The organism is Clavibacter davisi, from assembly GCF_052751415.1.
The window spans coordinates 1,471,407-1,488,453 of record NZ_CP199882.1; the positions used below are offsets into that span (position 1 = coordinate 1,471,407).

The 17,047-nt window shown below is 72.8% G+C and carries 16 protein-coding genes; 13 read left to right on the forward strand and 3 right to left on the reverse strand.

What is annotated here, in order from left to right:
- Nucleotides 1-26: 26 nt before the first annotated feature.
- From coaD to ACU4ZT_RS07035, 8 genes are all read left to right on the forward strand, one after another.
- Nucleotides 27-518, forward strand: coding sequence for a pantetheine-phosphate adenylyltransferase (gene coaD, locus ACU4ZT_RS07000; protein ID WP_063072651.1), 492 nt, complete (start codon nt 27-29; stop codon nt 516-518).
- A gap of 19 nt (nt 519-537) precedes the next feature.
- Complete coding sequence (locus ACU4ZT_RS07005; RefSeq protein ID WP_270980461.1) at nt 538-1,110, forward strand: YceD family protein; 573 nt, start codon at nt 538-540, stop codon at nt 1,108-1,110.
- Nucleotides 1,111-1,112: 2 nt separating this feature from the next.
- The gene (gene rpmF / locus ACU4ZT_RS07010) at nt 1,113-1,316 is read left to right on the forward strand and encodes a 50S ribosomal protein L32 (RefSeq protein ID WP_012038043.1); all 204 of its coding nucleotides are present in this window, start codon (nt 1,113-1,115) and stop codon (nt 1,314-1,316) included.
- 25 nt (nt 1,317-1,341) lie between these two features.
- Nucleotides 1,342-2,058: a ribonuclease III gene (gene rnc, locus ACU4ZT_RS07015; RefSeq protein ID WP_414748053.1), complete on the forward strand. Its 717-nt coding sequence runs from the start codon at nt 1,342-1,344 to the stop codon at nt 2,056-2,058.
- Between the two features lie 6 nt (nt 2,059-2,064).
- On the forward strand, nt 2,065-2,979 hold the full coding sequence (mutM, locus tag ACU4ZT_RS07020) for a bifunctional DNA-formamidopyrimidine glycosylase/DNA-(apurinic or apyrimidinic site) lyase (RefSeq protein ID WP_445338508.1): 915 nt from the start codon (nt 2,065-2,067) through the stop codon (nt 2,977-2,979).
- Between the two features lie 288 nt (nt 2,980-3,267).
- Entirely contained in the window at nt 3,268-4,527 is a 1,260-nt protein-coding gene (locus tag ACU4ZT_RS07025; protein WP_445338510.1) for an MFS transporter, read from the forward strand.
- Nucleotides 4,524-5,084 (forward strand): acyl carrier protein, encoded by a 561-nt coding sequence (locus ACU4ZT_RS07030; RefSeq protein ID WP_445338512.1) that lies wholly within the window; start codon nt 4,524-4,526, stop codon nt 5,082-5,084. Before ACU4ZT_RS07025 ends, ACU4ZT_RS07030 begins: the two co-directional genes overlap by 4 nt.
- Nucleotides 5,081-5,857 carry a hypothetical protein gene (locus ACU4ZT_RS07035; protein WP_445338514.1) on the forward strand — a complete coding sequence of 259 codons (777 nt, stop codon included), beginning with the start codon at nt 5,081-5,083 and terminating at the stop codon, nt 5,855-5,857. Before ACU4ZT_RS07030 ends, ACU4ZT_RS07035 begins: the two co-directional genes overlap by 4 nt.
- Before the next feature lie 13 nt (nt 5,858-5,870).
- Here the strand turns inward: ACU4ZT_RS07035 and ACU4ZT_RS07040 are convergent, their stop codons facing one another.
- The gene (locus ACU4ZT_RS07040) at nt 5,871-6,995 is read right to left on the reverse strand and encodes a GNAT family N-acetyltransferase (protein ID WP_445338516.1); all 1,125 of its coding nucleotides are present in this window, start codon (nt 6,993-6,995) and stop codon (nt 5,871-5,873) included.
- 154 nt (nt 6,996-7,149) lie between these two features.
- Here ACU4ZT_RS07040 and ACU4ZT_RS07045 point away from each other — a divergent pair, with 154 nt between their 5' ends.
- The 4 genes from ACU4ZT_RS07045 to ACU4ZT_RS07060 all read left to right on the forward strand — a co-directional run bounded on the left by ACU4ZT_RS07045 (nt 7,150) and on the right by ACU4ZT_RS07060 (nt 13,985).
- Nucleotides 7,150-10,956: a chromosome segregation SMC family protein gene (locus ACU4ZT_RS07045; protein WP_445338518.1), complete on the forward strand. Its 3,807-nt coding sequence runs from the start codon at nt 7,150-7,152 to the stop codon at nt 10,954-10,956.
- 20 nt (nt 10,957-10,976) lie between these two features.
- Complete coding sequence (gene ftsY, locus ACU4ZT_RS07050; protein ID WP_063072657.1) at nt 10,977-11,852, forward strand: signal recognition particle-docking protein FtsY; 876 nt, start codon at nt 10,977-10,979, stop codon at nt 11,850-11,852.
- Nucleotides 11,853-11,890: 38 nt separating this feature from the next.
- Nucleotides 11,891-13,462: a signal recognition particle protein gene (ffh, locus tag ACU4ZT_RS07055; RefSeq protein WP_063072658.1), complete on the forward strand. Its 1,572-nt coding sequence runs from the start codon at nt 11,891-11,893 to the stop codon at nt 13,460-13,462.
- A 145-nt stretch (nt 13,463-13,607) separates the two neighbouring features.
- Nucleotides 13,608-13,985, forward strand: a complete 378-nt coding sequence (locus tag ACU4ZT_RS07060) for a VOC family protein (protein ID WP_063072659.1) — start codon at nt 13,608-13,610, stop codon at nt 13,983-13,985.
- Between the two features lie 28 nt (nt 13,986-14,013).
- Here the strand turns inward: ACU4ZT_RS07060 and ACU4ZT_RS07065 are convergent, their stop codons facing one another.
- Both ACU4ZT_RS07065 and ACU4ZT_RS07070 read right to left on the reverse strand, forming a co-directional pair.
- Nucleotides 14,014-15,207 (reverse strand): MarP family serine protease, encoded by a 1,194-nt coding sequence (locus tag ACU4ZT_RS07065; RefSeq protein WP_063072660.1) that lies wholly within the window; start codon nt 15,205-15,207, stop codon nt 14,014-14,016.
- Between the two features lie 19 nt (nt 15,208-15,226).
- Nucleotides 15,227-16,360, reverse strand: coding sequence for a glutamate--cysteine ligase (locus tag ACU4ZT_RS07070; RefSeq protein ID WP_063072661.1), 1,134 nt, complete (start codon nt 16,358-16,360; stop codon nt 15,227-15,229).
- A 271-nt stretch (nt 16,361-16,631) separates the two neighbouring features.
- Between ACU4ZT_RS07070 and rpsP the strand changes: the two genes are divergently transcribed.
- Nucleotides 16,632-17,045: a 30S ribosomal protein S16 gene (rpsP, locus tag ACU4ZT_RS07075; protein ID WP_063072662.1), complete on the forward strand. Its 414-nt coding sequence runs from the start codon at nt 16,632-16,634 to the stop codon at nt 17,043-17,045.
- Nucleotides 17,046-17,047: the final 2 nt, after the last annotated feature.

A 17,047-nucleotide genomic window follows, 5' to 3' on the forward strand; every position in this document is an offset into this window, starting at 1 on the left:
CCCCGCCCCGGCCCTAGGCTGGCGGGATGCAGCGGATCGCCGTCGTCCCCGGATCGTTCGACCCCGTCACGCTCGGCCACCTCGACGTGATCCGCCGCGCCGCCGGCCTCTACGACGAGCTCGTCGTCCTGGTCGTGCACAACCCCGGCAAGACCCCGATGCTGCCGCTCGCGGAGCGCGTGCAGCTCATCGAGCGCGTGATCCGCGACGCCGGCCTGCCCGCGACCGTCCGCGTCGACTCCTGGGGCGCGGGCCTCCTCGTCGACTACTGCCGGCAGGTCGGGGCGACCGTGCTCGTGAAGGGCGTCCGCTCGCAGCTCGACGTGACCTACGAGACGCCCATGGCGCTCGTCAACCGCGACCTGGCGGGCGTCGAGACCGTGCTGCTGCTGCCGGATCCGGGGCACGCGCACGTCTCCAGCTCGCTCGTGCGGCAGGTGGAGGCGCTCGGCGGCGACGTGTCGCCCTACGTCCCCGCCGCCGTCGCCGAGGCCCTCGCCGTCCGACGGGATGGCTGACGCCCCGTAGGATTTACGGGTGTCCCGGTTCCAGAAGACCCCATTCACGGTCAACGTCCACGACATCGTGCACCGCCCCGGTGAGATGCGCGAGCTCGAGCTGACCATCACCCTGCCGGAGCGCATGGGGGAGGGCCTCATCGCCGTCCCCGCGGGCCGCGAGATGCAGGTGAGCGTCCGGCTGGAGTCCCTCCACGACGGGATCCTGGTCACCGGCGACGTCGACACGGTGGCCGACGGGCAGTCCGCGCGCACCCTCGCCGACATGCAGGAGCGTGTCCAGGTCGATTTCGCGGAGATGTTCGCGTACTCTCTTGATGAAGCTTTCGACTACCAGGTCCAGGACGAGCACGTGGACCTGGAGCCGGTCATCCGGGATGCGGTGGTCCTTTCACTGCCGTTCCAGCCCGAAGTGCCGGGCGAGGACCTCGATCTCGATCTGGGTCCCGGCATCAGCCTGGTCCTCGCGGACTCCGACCCGGAGCCCGTGATCGACCAGCGCTGGGCAGCCCTGTCCGGCTTCCGAGCTTCCGAAGACAGCGGTGCGGCGCGTGAAGACGCCGACACCGAAACGCAGAGAGATGAGAGTTAGCCATGGCTGTTCCCAAGAGAAAGATGTCCCGATCCAACACGCGCGCGCGTCGCTCGCAGTGGAAGGCCGAGGCTCCCACGCTCGTCAAGACCATCGAGAACGGCAAGGTCGTCTACTCCATGCCCCACCGCGCGCGCGTGGTCGAGGACGCCGCCGGCACGCCCCTGTACATGGAGTACAAGGGCCGCAAGGTCGCCGACGTCTAGTCGCGACCCGCACGGTACGTCGGACATGACCGACACCCCGGGATCCCACGTCCACGGCGACCGCGACGCGCTCCGGCGCCTCCTCGCCGTGGACGTGAGCCCCGAGCTCCTCGAGCTCGCGCTCACCCACCGCTCGTACGCGTACGAGCACGGCGGCATCCCGCACAACGAGCGCCTCGAGTTCCTCGGCGACTCCATCCTCGGGCAGGCCGTCACGGTCATGCTCTACCTCGAGAACCCCGACCTCGACGAGGGCGAGCTCGCCAAGCGGCGCGCCAGCCTCGTCTCCAGCGTGGCCCTCGCGGAGGTCGCCACCCGCATCGGGCTCGGTGAACACCTCCTGCTCGGCCGCGGCGAGGAGCTCACGGGCGGCCGCGCCAAGTCGTCGATCCTCGCCGACACGGTCGAGGCCATCATCGGCGCCGCGTACCTCGACGCCGGGGGGGAGGCCGCGACCGGCCTCGTGCTGCGCCTCATCGCGCCGCTCCTCGAGGACCCGGCGCGCTTCGGCGCCGCCATGGATCCGAAGACCGCGCTCCAGGAGAGCGCCGCACGCCAGGGCCTGCCTGCCCCCGTCTACGACGTGAGCGACAGCGGTCCCGACCACAGCAAGCGCTTCCACGCCGTCGTCACGGTGGGCTCGGCCGTCCGCACCACGGGCGAGGGATCCAGCAAGAAGCAGGCCGAGATGACGGCCGCGCTCGAGGCGTGGACGCGCCTCGAGGCGCGCACCACGGCCTGACCCGCGGTGCCCGAGCTCCCCGAGGTCGAGGTCGTCCGCGCTGGCCTCGAGCCCGCCGTGACCGGCGCGCGCATCACCGGCGTCGAGATCCTCGACGCCCGGTCCCTCAAGCGGCACGACCCGCTCGAGGGCGCGTTCGTCGACCTGCTCGTGGGCCGCGTCATCTCGTCCGCCGTCCGCCGCGGCAAGTTCCTCTGGCTGCCGCTCGAGCCCGACGCCGCACGCGACGCGACCGGGCCCCGCGCGCTTGTCACGCATCTCGGCATGAGCGGGCAGGTGCTGCTCCGCGAGCCCGGCTCCGACCCCGACGGGTTGCTGCGGATCCGCCTGGGCATCGAGCATCCGGCGCACGGCGAGCTCGTGGTCGCGTTCGTGGACCAGCGGATCTTCGGCTCCATGGCGGTCGACCGCCTCGTCCCCACGCCCGACAGGCACGCCGGCGGCCGCGGATCCGCCCTCGCCGTCGTGCCGACGCAGGTGGCCCACATCGCGCGCGATCCCCTCGACCCGGCGTTCGACGACGAGCTGCTGCTCGACCGCCTCGCCCGGCGGCGCACGGGGATCAAGCGCGCGCTGCTCGACCAGACGCTCGTGAGCGGCATCGGCAACATCTACGCGGACGAGGCTCTCTGGGCCGCGCGGATCCACTACGCGCACCCCACAGATCAGCTCGGCCGCGGCCGCGCGCTGAAGCTGCTCGCGGAGGTGCGGCACGTGCTCGCCCGGGCGCTGGCCGAGGGCGGCACGAGCTTCGACGCGCAGTACGTCAACGTGAACGGCGCCTCGGGCTACTTCTCGCACTCCCTCAACGCCTACGGACAGCAGGGCAAGCCGTGCCCGCGCTGCGGCACGCCGATCGTGCGCGAGGCGTTCATGAACCGCTCGAGTCACTTCTGCCCGGTCTGTCAGCGAGAACGGTAGCTTGACGGCATTCCGAAGTGGGCCGCGATGCAGAAGCCCAGCGTCACAGCAAGATTCGCGGGCAGTTCGTGCCGTCGGCCGCTCGACGGGCAGACACGAGCGCGCTGTCTTCCGCAGCGCGCATCAAGTCAAGTGACGCGTTGTGAAGGATGGCATCGTGGTGAGGCGTGATCGCATTTGCGTGGTGATCAGCGGGAAGTCGAAAGCGCGCCACGGATTCGGCCGCGCGTCCCACTTCGTGGCGCGGTTCGTCGACGCGCTCCCGCACATCGCGCGAGCGGTCCGCTGATGCCAGTCGTCGGTCGCCACCCTGAGGTCCCGCTGCATCGCAACGCGACCTTTAACCTCTACTGGGCCGGGCAGGGTCTCTCGGCGTTCGGCAACGCGTTCGGCAGCCTGGCCCTGCCGCTCCTGGTGCTCGAGCTGACCGGATCGCTGTTCCAGATGGGTGCGGTCTCGGCGGTCTACGGTGCGGTCCGCCTCGTCGCCGGTGTCCTGGTCGGACCGCTCATCGACCGCGTCGACCGCAGGCGGCTGATGATCGGCTGCGACCTGGGCCGTCTCGTCGTCTTCGGAGCGGTGCCCGTCGTGTGGTGGATCGAGCCGCAGCTGTGGCTGGTCTACGCGTGCGCGGCGATCGGGTCCGGGCTCGGCCTGACCTTCCAGGTCGCCCACGTGTCGATGGTGCAGGCGCTGGTGCCGAAGAACCAGATCGTCGACGCCAACGGCAGGCTGGAGACGTCGAACTCGGTGGCCTACCTCGTCGGACCGACCGCGGCCGGAGCGTTGGCGGCCCTGACCGGCCCGGCCAACGCCATCGGCGTCGACGCGCTCACCTTCGCGGTGTCCGCGATCTCGGTGTGGCTGCTGCGCCCGCCGCCGTCGGAGGAGCCCGACGCCGAGCGCGACCCCTACGCCGTTCGCCCTGGTGGCTGGTTCGCCGGCTTCAGGGAGGGGGTCGCCTTCCTGTGGGAGAACCCGACCCTGCGCTGGCTGATGGTGCTCCTCACGCTGTTCACCCTCGTCACCGTCTCGGCCGACGACCTGCTGGTCTTCTGGCTCAAGGACTCGGTGCGGAGCCCGTCCTGGGTCGTCGGCATCGTCTTCGCGGTGGCCGCGGTCGGCTCGCTGGGCGCCGCGGTGGGCGCGGGTCCGCTCCACCGCCGGTTCGGCTTCGCGCGCTGCTGGTTCGGGGGGTTCCTGCTCGTGGCGCTCTCGGTCGGGCTGCTTCCTCTCGCTCATCACGCGGTCGCTGTCGCCCTCGTCGGCCTCGCCTTCGGGCTGGGCAGCACGCTCGGCGGTGTCTGCTCGATGAGCCTGCGTCAGCAGGTGACTCCGCCCAGACTGATCGGGAGGGTGACCGCGGCCTTCTGGACGGTCACCACGTGCCTGGCGCCGCTCGGCGCGGTGGTGCTGACCGCCGCCTGCGAGCAGTGGGGGTTCGCGGCAGTGCTGTATCCGACCGGGGCGGCTCTCGTCGTGGTACTGGGGCTCGGGCTGCTGACGCCGTTGGCTTCGTCGCCTGTGGGCAGGGAGGAGTCGGTGTGAGAGCGCACGAGCTTGCGGCCGAGATGGCGGCCCGGGTCGCGAGGGCGACGGGGATCGAGGCGGCCGTCGACGTGGATGCGCCGTTCGCGGATCTCGGCCTCGCCTCGCGGGACCTGATGGAGCTGCGCGGGGAGCTGTCGGAGCTGCGCGAGGTCGACACACCGGCGACGGTCGTCTGGGGGCACAGGTCGATCGCGGCGCTGAGCCGGGCTCTCGGCGAGGGTGCGGTCGAGGAGAGGGTCGAGGGCGGGTCGCCCGACGTCCCCGACGGACTCCGCGAGCGCCGGGGTCGCCCTCGCCGCGGTCGCCTGAGAAGGCGTGCTCTCGAGGACGCAGGCGAATGCGCCCGCCTCGAAAGGGGGATTGGTGGGTGCGAAGGGGCGGCAATAGGGTCCGAGGAGACAGCGGGCCGTATCGAGGACATCATCGCGGATCCACTCACGCCCATCTGGGCCGGATCGGCGACCGGCGTGAAGACGAATCGACGGCGAGCAGTCCGCTTGCTCGAGACCGACGTGGTCGCGACGCCTATGCCCTATGAGGGGGACACATCATGACGAGCACGTATCTCTACATCTACCGGAATAATGATCGCAAGACGGTCTACATCGGCATCGGGAGCAGTCCTGGACGCGTCTGGGGGCATCACAACTCGGCCGCGGATGCATTGCGCGACGAATCCGGCACGAAGGTCTTCATCACGAGCAAGCCCTTCCCCGATCGAGCGTCGGCGGAACGCGCGGAGAGCGCCGCGATCTGTGCCGCCGCCGCCGCCGGTGTCGAGGTGATCGTCGACGACGAGCGTGCGGAGGACCTCACGAACGTGACGAACATCGCCAAGGTCGGCTCGTCCAAGTACCTCACGCCAGCGGTGTTCGCGCGCGAGGGTTCCGTGCGCTATGACCAGCTGACGCGGACCGCGATCGTCATCCTGCACCACGACGACATCGACGACGTCGGTGACGGCACCCGGCGCCCGGCGCTGCATGGCGGGCGAGGCGCGGAGATATTCCACGAGCGCGCCACCAGGTGGTGGGGATTGGGGGCGGCGTATGCGCGTCGCGCCCAGAAGCGCGTCGGCGACGCGGGCCTCCCGCGGGATGTCGATCGTCTCCTCGCCGTCCAGAAGTCGACTTCCATCATCCTGGGTGCGTGGACGCTGTCGGATGAGCAGTGGCGCAGGGATTCCGACAGTTGGATGTTCGTGACTGAGCAGCCCATCGAGGAATGGCGCGGGCAGCGACTCGATTGGCGCGGTGCGGTCCACGCCGGGGGTGCTCTGATCTGGAGCCCCGACATCCGCGAGGAACTCGGACGAGGACGCTCGTGAGACACGGGGCGTCTCAGCCGCCGTCGGCCGACGCGACCTCCCGCAACCAGCTCCCGCTCGTGCCCACGTGACGGAAGCCGAGCGCCTCGTTCACTGCGAGCATCGGCCGGTTCTCGTCGGCGTTCCAGGTGACGACGCGGTCCGCGCTCGGGGCCTCGCGCGCGAGGAGCCGCAGGTTCTCGGCCTTGAGGAGCATCCCGAGGCGGTGACCCCGGTGCTCGGCGAGCACGAGGGTGTCCTGCTGGTAGGTGTACTCGTGGCCGTCGGATCGCCGACCGCTGGGGGAGACGGCGATCTCCGTGAAGCCCACGAGCCGACCCGTCGCCACCTGCAGGGCCGCCGTGGTGAGGCCCGTGCGGCCCGCGGACGCACGGCGCGCCTCGGCCTCGCGGAGCCGCGCGGCATCCCACGGGTCCTCCTCCTGCGGGAGGTCGCCCGCCGGGGTGTCCGTCGACATGCGCGTGTGCAGCACGGCGAGGTCGTCGAGCAGGTGCTCCGGGGTCCCATCCACCCACGACACCACGCGGTAGGCGTCCCCGGTGGCGCGGCGGGCGTCCGCGAGGTGGGCGGCGAGCTTCGGCGCCGCGGCCGTCGTGTCGAGCGAGCTGGTGCGGGCCGTCTGGCCGAGCCGATACCCGGCGGCCACGACGAAGCGCGCCGCGGGGTCGTCGGCGCCGATCGCGCCGATGCCCGTGGGTGAGGGGATGGGAGTCCCGTTCGGCTCGGCCCGGTGCATCGTGAAGCCCATGAGGGTGCGGCAGCCCTCGTCGCGCGCGATCCGCTCCACGCGCTCGCGGAGCGCCCGGCCGACGCCGCGACCGCGGTGCTCGGGCAGCACGGACACGGCGACGTCCGAGGTGGTCGGGTCGTTGAGCCAGGTGGTCAGGAGGCCGCGGCCGACGATCCGCCCGTCCACCCGCGCGGCGAACAGGCGCTTCCGCACGTGCGCGACGTCGGCGTAGTCGGCGATCAGCTCCTGCGGCAGCCAGACGAACGCGTCGTGTCCGAGGTCGTGCGACTGCGCGCGGTTGACGACGTCGGTGAGGGCGACGAAGTCGTCCCAGCCCGCGGCACCGGGCGCGCTCGGCGGGCGGATCTCCTCCACGTCGAAGGCGGGGTCGTCGTCGGCGTGCGGCATGGTCGGCTCCCTCGTCGGCGCGCGCGACCGTCGGCGGCCGGCGCCCCACCACGGTAGCGGCGGCGCGACGGGCCGGGCCCCGCGCGCGGCTCCCGGCCGGACGCCTCCCGTCCGGTACCGTGATCCAGACCATCACGCGAGGAGGGCGACGGGCGTGCACCTGAAGAGCCTGACCCTCAAGGGGTTCAAGTCGTTCGCGCAGCCGACCACGTTCCAGTTCGAGACGGGCGTGACTTGCGTCGTCGGGCCGAACGGATCCGGCAAGTCGAACGTCGTGGACGCCCTCGCCTGGGTCATGGGCGAGCAGGGCGCCAAGACCCTCCGCGGCGGCAAGATGGAGGACGTCATCTTCGCCGGCACCTCGACGCGCGGGCCGCTCGGCCGGGCGGAGGTCACGCTCACGATCGACAACGCCGACGGCGCGCTGCCCATCGACTACACCGAGGTCGCGATCCGCCGCACGCTCTTCCGCAACGGCGGGAGCGAGTACGCGATCAACGGCACGTCCTGCCGCCTGCTCGACGTGCAGGAGCTGCTGAGCGACTCCGGGCTCGGCCGGGAGATGCACGTCATCGTCGGCCAGGGCCGGCTCGACAACGTCCTGCGCGCGACCCCCGAGGAGCGGCGCGGCTTCATCGAGGAGGCCGCGGGGATCCTCAAGCACCGCCGCCGCAAGGAGCGCACCCTCCGCAAGCTCGAGGGCATGCAGGCGAACCTCACGCGGCTGAACGACCTGGCGGGGGAGATCCGCCGCCAGCTGAAGCCCCTCGGGCGGCAGGCGGAGGTCGCACGGCAGGCGCAGACCGTCGCCGCGGTCGTGCGCGACGCGCGCGCCCGGCTCGTGGCCGACGAGGTCGTGGGCCTCCGCCGCGCGCTCGCCGAGCACACCCGCACGGAGGAGGAGCGCACGACCGAGCGCATGGTGCTGCAGGAGAAGCTCGACCGGGCGGTGCTGCGCTCCGAGCGCATCGTGGAGGAGCAGGAGGGCGACGAGGTCGACGGAGCGCGCCGCACGGCCTTCGCGCTGGAGCAGGTGCAGGAGCGCCTGCGGAACCTGCTCTCCCTCGCGCAGCAGCGGCTCGCGCTCCTCGGATCCGCCGACGACGCCCCCGAGGCCGCGACCGGCACCACGCCCGCGCAGGTGCAGGAGTCCCGCGACGAGGCCGAGCGGCTGGTCGCGCTCATCGCCGAGGCCGAGGCGGGCTGGGCCTCCGCGCGGCAGGCGACCGCCGCAGCCCGGCAGGCGCTCGATGCGCTCGACGAGGAGATCCAGGCGCAGAGCGCGCTGGTCTCGCGGCACGACCTCGAGATCGCCGGGCTCACGGGACGCGCCGAGACGGCCGGCTCCCGGCTCGCGGCCGTGCGCGGCGAGGTGCTCCGGCAGCAGAACGCGCTCGACGCGGCGCGCGCACGGCTGGCCGCCGCGGAGGCGGAGCGGGAGCGCGGCGAGGCGGAGGGCGAGGCCGACGAGCAGGGCGGATCCGAGCTCACGCGCGCCTACGAGGACGCGCAGGCCGACGTGGCCACCGAGGAGTCGGCCATCGAGGCCGTTCGCGAGGAGCTGCACGCCAAGGAGCGCGAGCGCGATGCGCTGGCCGCGCGCGAGCAGGCCCTCGCGAGCGCGCTCGACCAGCGCGACGGATCCAGCGACCTCGTGGCCGCGGGGCTCCCCGGCGTGCGGGGCCTCCTCGCGGAGCACGTGCACGTGCAGCCCGGATTCGAGGCGGCGGTCGCCGCGGCACTCGGCACGCTCGCGGACGCGGTGCTCGCCGACACGCACGAGGACGCCGTCGCCGCCCTCCGGCGCGCGGTCGACGACGACCTCGGCCGCGTCGAGGTCGTCGTCGCGGGATCCGGCGGGACGGCCGACGCCCCGGACGCCCGACACCCCGCCGCGGACGGCCCGGTCCCCGCGGCGTCCGTGGTCGACGCGCCCGACGGCGTGCGGCGGATCCTCGCCGACGTCGTCATCGTCGACGACCTGGCGCAGGCCGTCGCCCTCCTCGCCCGCCCCAATGCACCGACCACCGTCATGACGCGCGCGGGCGAGGTCGTCTCCGCTCACGTGCTGCGCGGCGGATCCGGCGCCACCCGCTCCAAGCTCGAGCTCGTCGCCGCGCGCGAGGCCGCCGCGTGGACGCTCACGGGTGTGCGCGCCCGCATCGACGACCTGCAGGTGGACCTCGCGGCCTGCCGCGAGCGCCTCCGCGCCGCCCGGGAGCGCGCGGCCACGGCGCTCGGCGGCCTCCGCGAGGCCGACGCGCGCCTCGCCGCCCACGCCGAGCGCCTCAGCAGGTCGCGCGCCCAGGCCGAGTCCGCGGCCGCCGAGCTCGCGCGCGTGCAGCGCGGCCTCGACCTCGCCAGCGCGTCCGTGGAGGAGGCCGTCGCCGCGTCCGACGCCGCCCGCCGGGCGCTCGACGAGGCCCGGTCCCGCCCGCGGCCCGTCCTCGACGCGAGCGGCCGCGACGGGCTCGTCGCCGAGTGGGAGGCCGCGCGCGAGGCCGAGATCGAGGCGCGCCTGCAGGTCGAGACCGCCCGTGAGCGGGTGCGGGCGGAGCAGGAGCGCACGGTCGCGCTCGAGCGCCGGCTCGCCGCCGAGCGTGCCGCCGCCGAGGAGGCCGCGCGCCGTCAAGTGATCCGGCGCCGCCAGATCGCCCGGGCTGCCTCCGTCGCCGACGCGCTGCCCGCGGTCGTGCGGGCCGCCGACCGCAGCACCGCCGAGGCTCGGCTCGTCCTCGCCCGCGCCGAGGAGTCGCGGGCGGGCCGCAACGCCGAGCTGGCCGCCCTCCGCCGCGAGGAGGCCGAGCTGCGGGAGCGCCTGCACGGCATCACGGAGGACGTGCACGGCCTCGAGCTGCAGATCTACGAGAAGCGCCTGCAGGTCTCCCAGCTGCTCGAGCGCGCCGCGAGCGAGCTCGGCCTGGGGGAGGAGGTGCTCGTCGCCGAGTACGGGCCGGACGTGCCCGTGCCCGAGGAGGCGCCGCTCCCGCCGCGCCAGCGGCCCCGCCCGGCGGCCCCGTCCGCCGAGCCCGGTGCTGACCCGGGTGCCGGTGCCGGTGCCGGTGCCGATGCCGTCCCCGGCGACGCGCCCGCGGCCATCTCCTCCGCGGCGGCCGCCTCCGCCGTCACGGCCGCCCCCGCCGACACCGACACCGACCAGGACGACGACACCCCCGCGCACGACGCCGATCCGGTCCCCACCCGCCCCTTCGACCGCGACGAGCAGCGCGCGCGGCTGCAGTCGGCCGAGCGGAAGCTCGCGCAGCTCGGCCGGGTCAACCCGCTCGCGCTCGAGGAGTTCGCCGCGCTCGAGCAGCGGCACCTCTTCCTCACCGAGCAGCTCGCCGACCTGACGGCGACGCGCAAGGACCTGCTGACGATCATCGACGACATCGACCGCACGATGCAGGGCGTCTTCGCCGCCGCCTTCGAGGACACGCGCCAGGCCTTCGACCGCGTCTTCCCGATCCTGTTCCCGGGCGGCACCGGCAGCATCCACCTCACCGACCCGGAGGACCTCCTCACCACCGGCATCGAGGTCAGCGTGCGTCCGGCAGGCAAGCGCATCGAGCGGCTGTCGCTGCTGTCCGGCGGCGAGCGGTCGCTGGCGGCCGTGGCCCTGCTCATCGCGATTTTCACGGCCCGGCCGAGCCCGTTCTACATCATGGACGAGGTGGAGGCGGCGCTCGACGACGCGAACCTCGGCCGCCTGCTCACGATCCTCGAGCAGCTCCGCGACACGTCGCAGCTCATCGTGATCACGCACCAGAAGCGCACCATGGAGATCGCCGACGCGCTCTACGGCGTCTCGATGCGGCAGGACGGCGTCAGCGCGGTCGTCGGCCAGCGCGTGAGCCGCGAGGCGCGTCCGACGACGCCGGCCGCCGCATCCGCAGACGCCGCGGCTGTCGACGCGGACCCCGCCGACGTCGACGCCGCGGAGGCGCCGGCCGCCTCCTGACCCGCGGCTACGCTGGGCACATGGCAGCCCGCACCCCCTGGTCCCTCTCCGGCGCGCTCCGCGGCATGTTCGCGAAGCCGACGATCGACGAGACCACGTGGGACGACCTCGAGACCGCCCTCATCACCGCGGACTTCGGCCCCGACGTCACCGAGGCCACCATCGACGACCTCCGCCAGAAGGTCGAGCGCTACCGTACGACCGACCCGCGCGACCTCCAGCGCATGCTCCGCGAGAGCATCGAGGAGCGGCTCGCGAAGCACGACCCCACGCTGAAGCTCAGCGCCCGGCCCGCCGTGATCCTCGTCGTCGGCGTCAACGGCGTCGGCAAGACCACCACCATCGGCAAGTTCGCCAAGTTCCTGCGCAACTACGGCCGCACGGTCGTGGTCGGCGCGGCCGACACGTTCCGCGCCGCGGCCGTCGACCAGCTCGCCACCTGGGCGGAGCGCGCGGGCGTGGAGATCGTGCGTCCCCAGCAGCCGGGGCAGGATCCCGCGAGCGTCGCCTTCCAGACCGTCGAGCACGCGATGCGCACGGGCACCGAGATGGTGATCATCGACACCGCCGGCCGCCTGCACACCAAGGGCGGCCTCATGGACGAGCTGTCGAAGATCCGCCGCGTCGTGGAGAAGCAGTCGCCCATCGCCGAGGTGCTCCTCGTGCTCGACGCGACGACCGGCCAGAACGGGCTCGCGCAGGCGCAGGCCTTCATCGAGCACGGCGGCGTCACGGGGCTCGTCATCACGAAGCTCGACGGATCCGCCAAGGGCGGCTTCATCCTCAACGTGCAGGAGCGCACGGGCATCCCGATCAAGCTCATCGGCCAGGGCGAGGGCATCGGCGACCTCACGGGGTTCACGCCGCACGTGTTCGCGCAGAACCTGGTCGGCTGACCCGGCGCCCGGCCGGCGCCGGTTAAGCTGGACCCACCATGGCTACCTTCGGAACACTCTCGGACCGCCTCGCCGAGACCTTCAAGAACCTGCGCGGCAAGGGCAAGCTCAGCGCCGCCGACGTCGACGGCACCGTCCGCGAGATCCGCCGCGCGCTCCTCGAGGCCGACGTCGCGCTCGATGTCGTCAAGGCCTTCACCGCGTCCGTCCGCGAGCGCGCCCTGGGCGGCGAGGTCAGCCAGGCGCTGAACCCGGCCCAGCAGGTCGTGCAGATCGTCAACGAGGAGCTCGTCGCGATCCTCGGCGGCGAGCAGCGTCGCATCCAGTTCGCCAAGCGCCCGCCGACGGTCATCATGCTCGCCGGGCTCCAGGGCGCGGGCAAGACGACCCTCGCCGGCAAGCTCGGCAAGTGGCTCGCCAAGGACGGCCACACGCCCATGCTGGTGGCGGCCGACCTCCAGCGCCCCAACGCCGTCCAGCAGCTGCAGGTCGTCGGCGAGCAGGCCGGCGTCCCCGTCTTCGCGCCCGAGCCCGGCAACGGCCGCGGCAACCCGGTGCGCGTCGCCAAGGACGCGATGAAGCACGCCGTCGACAAGCAGTACAGCGTCGTCATCATCGACACGGCCGGCCGCCTCGGCGTCGACCAGGAGCTCATGAAGCAGGCCGCGGACATCCGCAAGGCCACCGACCCCGACGAGGTCCTCTTCGTCATCGACGCCATGATCGGCCAGGACGCGGTCGCGACCGCGAAGGCCTTCCAGGACGGCGTCGACTTCACGGGCGTCGTGCTCTCCAAGCTCGACGGCGACGCACGCGGCGGCGCGGCCCTGTCGGTCGCCTCCGTCACCGGCCGCCCCATCATGTTCGCGTCCACGGGCGAGGGCCTCGACGACTTCGAGCCCTTCCACCCCGACCGCATGGCGAGCCGTATCCTCGACCTCGGCGACATCCTCACCCTCATCGAGCAGGCCCAGCAGGCCTTCGACGAGGAGGAGGCCATGGAGGTAGCCGCGAAGCTCGCGAACGACAGCTTCACGCTCGACGACTTCCTCAAGCAGATGCAGCAGCTGCGCGGCAAGGGCTCCATCAAGAAGATGATGGGCATGCTCCCCGGCATGGGCGCCATGAAGGAGCAGCTCGAGAACTTCGACGAGAAGGAGATCGTCCGCACCGAGGCGATCATCCAGTCGATGACCAAGGCGGAGCGCCAGAACCCGAAGCTCCTCAACGGCTCGCGTCGCCTCCGCATCGCGCGCGGATCCGGCATGACCGTCACCGACGTCAACGGGCTCGTGCAGCGCTTCGAGCAGGCCTCGAAGATGATGCGCACGGTCGCCCGCGGCGGCATGCCGCAGATCCCCGGCATGGGCCCGATGCCCGGCGCGCACTCGAGCCGGAAGCCCGTGCAGCAGAAGAAGAAGGGCTCGAAGTCAGGCAATCCCGCCAAGCGCGCGCAGGAGAACGCGGCGCTCGCGTCCGGCCAGCGGATCGGGGGCCCGACGGCTCCCGCGGGTTCCGGCTTCGGCCTGGCCGGGGCGGCGAAGGGCGGCGCGAAGGGCGCCCCGAGCGAGGAGGAGCTCGCCTCGCTGCAGAAGTTCCTCGGCCGCTGACCCGGTCGACCCGCACCGCCCTCGACGGCGTCCTCCCCACGGGGAGGGCGCCGTCGTCGCACGCCCTCGACGCGCGGGGCGCGGCGTGCCACGGTGGGGTCAGCGTCGCGGCCGTCCGTCGCGGCCCGCGCGTCAGGAGCCCCACGTGTTCGCACCCGTCGCCGCCTTCAGCGGCTTCAGCGTGGACGACGTCCCCGCCGCGCTCGCCTTCTACCGCGGCACGCTCGGCCTCGAGGTCGAGGAGGTGCCCGAGATGGGCATGCTCCGGCTCGTGCTCCCCGGATCCGGCGCGCACGTCCTCGTCTATCCCAAGCCGGACCACGTCCCCGCCGCGTTCACCGTCCTGAACCTCGCGGTGGAGGACGTGGAGGCGGCGGTGGTCGAGCTGAACGACCGCGGCATCGTCACCGCGATCGACGAGGGGATGCCGACGGACGCCCGCGGCATCATGCGCGGGCACGGCCCCGACATCGCGTGGTTCCACGATCCGGCCGGCAACGTGCTGTCGGTGGTCGCGGCGTGAGGCGTCGCGGTCGGGCCGCGCAGCCGGATCAGACGGAGCAGCGGCCCGAGTCGACGGGCGCCGTGGCGCCGGCCTGCTGCAGCACGGGCGCGATCTCGTCGAGCGTCATCGCGTAGCCCGTCTGGGAGTCGACGGTCGAGGTCGCGAACACCAGGCCGACGACACGGCCCTGCACGTCGAACAGGGCGCCGCCCGAGTCGCCCGGGCGGACGGTGCCGCGCACGGAGTAGATCTCGCGCGTCACCGGCTGCTCGTGCTGGATGTCCGTGCCGAGCGCCTGCACCACTTCGCGGACGCGCGCACCGGTGGCCTGGTACGGCCCGCCGCCGGGATACCCCGCGACCACGGCCTCGTCGGACGGGCCGAGCTCGTCGCCGAGCGCGAGGGGTGCGGCGGTGAGCCCCGGCACCGCGAGGACGGCGACGTCGCGGGCCGGGTCGAACACGACCAGCCGGGCCCGCAGCAGCTCTCCCGTGCCGCCCGGCTGCACGTAGACCTCGTCGGACCCGGTCACGACGTGCGCGTTGGTGACCACGCGCCCGTCCTGCACGACCCAGCCGCTGCCGGACGACGACGTGCCGCACGCGGGCGCCGAGGAGAGGATCTTCACGACGCTGCCAGCGGACCGCCGCACCGCGTCGGGCACGTCGGCGTCGGGCGCCGCCGTGTCGGCGATCGACTCCTGGCCGTTCGCGAAGACGCGCGGGTAGCCCACGTCGTGCAGCGCGTCGTCGAGCGCGGAGAGCGCGGAGCCGCTGGAGATCGGGCTGACGCGGTCGAGGGTCGCGAGGATGCGCGAGGAGGACGCGAGCTGCACGGCCGGGATCACGCCGCTGGATCCGAGGAAGCCGCCGATGAACCACACCGACACCGCCCACGCGGCGAGGCCGGCGACCGCGCCGACCCCGCGGTCGAGGCCCTGCGCCGCGCCGCGGGGACGCAGCAGGCGCGTGAGGACGCTGGCGACCTGGGCGAGGATCCCGCTCACGAGCGAGGTCGTCACGAGCATCAGCAGCGCCGCGGCGACGGTCCGCATGATCCCCGTGGCCACGCCGAACCGGTCGAGCAGCGCGAGGAACGCGGGCGTGATTGCGAGCGCCAGCAGCACGCCCAGCACGATCCCGGCCAACCCGGCGACGGTGACGATGGCCCCGCGACGCCAGCCGGCGAGGGCGGCCACGACCGCGACGACGAGGATGACGATGTCGACGGCGGGGCTCACCTCGACAGTCTGCCCCGGGTCACCGACCGAGTCCTGAGCGCAGCTCCTCCACGAGGTGCGTCACCACCGGGGCGAGCGCCCCGTCGTTCTCCTCCGCGACGCGCAGCTGCCGCTGGTAGCTCGCGCCGCCGTCGACGATGTCGAGGATCCCGCCGAGCTCGGCCGCGCAGCCGAGCTCCTCGGCCACGGGGGAGAGGCGCTCCACGAGGGCCCGCGTGTCGTCGCCGACGAGGGCCTCGTCGCCCGCCGCGTCCTGGATCACGATGGCGTCCATCCCGTACCGCGCCGCGCGCCACTTGTTCTCGCGCACGAACCACGGCTGCATCCGCGGCAGCTCCTCGCCGCGGTCGAGCGCGGCGGACATGTCGTGCACGAGGCACTGCACGAGGGCGGCCAGCGACGCGATCTCCCGCAGCGTGGACACGCCGTCGAACACGCGCGTCTCGAGGGTGCCCCACTTCGGCGCCGGCCGGATGTCCCACCGCAGCTCGCTGTGGTGGTCGATGACGCCCACGTGCGTCATGTCGCCCACGAGCCGCTCGTAATCGGCCCAGGTCGTCAGGTCCGGCGGCAGCCCCGCGGTCGGCAGCTGCTGGAACATGAGCGCGCGGTTGGACGCGTACCCCGTCTCCTGCCCCGACCAGTAGGGGCTCGACGCGCTGAGCGCCTGGAACCGGGGGAGGTGCACGAGCAGCGCGTTGAGGATGGGGAGCGCCTTGGACGCGTCGTCGATGCCGACGTGCACGTGCACGCCCCAGATCATCATCTGCCGACCCCACCACCTGGTGCGGTCGAGGAGGGTGGCGTACCGCTCGTTGTCGGGCGTCACGTCCTGGTCCGGCCAGGCGCTGAAGGGATGGGTGCCGGCGCACATCAGGTCGATGCCGAGCGGGTCGGCGACGTCCACCACGCGCTCGATGAGGCGGGCGAGGTCGTCCACCGCGTCGCCGACCCGGGCGTGCGGCGCGCTCACGACCTCGACCGTGTTGGTGAGGAACTCCCCGGTCACGTGCGGATGCGCGTCGTCATGCGGGAACGAGCGGAGGATCTCGGGCGCGGCCCCCGCGAGCTCCCCGGAGCCGCGGTCGACGCACGCGAGCTCCCACTCGATCCCGACGCGGGAGGGCGGCTGCCGGGCGAAGTCGATCTGCATGCGGGTCCTGCCGTCCACGGGGTCTCGGGGCGCATGCGCCGGGTGTCGTCCGATCATGCCACGCACCCTCCGGGGCAGCCGGGCGGTGGCGCCGTGCGGCGCGCCGGGGACGGGGTATTGGCGACGGCCGGCGTCTGCCATAATGATCTGTCGAGTCCGCGATCGTCCGACCCTCTAATCAGGCGCCGCGAGACCCCATCGAACCTATGCCGAGTGTGCCCCCACGCTCACGGCCGTCAGTTCACCCCACACAAAGAAATTCAGGAGAATTGTGGCTGTCAAGATCCGTCTGAAGCGCCTGGGCAAGATCCGCGCGCCGTACTACCGCATCGTCGTCGCCGACTCGCGCACCAAGCGCGACGGCCGCGTCATCGAGGAGATCGGCAAGTACCACCCCACCGAGGAGCCCTCGTTCATCGAGGTCCAGTCGGAGCGGGCGCAGTACTGGCTCTCCGTGGGCGCCCAGCCCACCGAGCAGGTCGAGGCCCTCCTCAAGCTCACGGGCGACTGGGGTCGCTTCAAGGGCGACAAGGACGCGGTCTCCACCGTCCGCACCCGCGAGGCGAAGCCCGCCTACGTCGCCGACGAGAAGAAGAAGCCGGTCCTCAAGCCCAAGACCGAGAAGGCCGCCCCCGCGCCGGAGGCCGTCGAGGCCCCTGCCGAGGCGACCGAGGAGCAGGCCTAGCC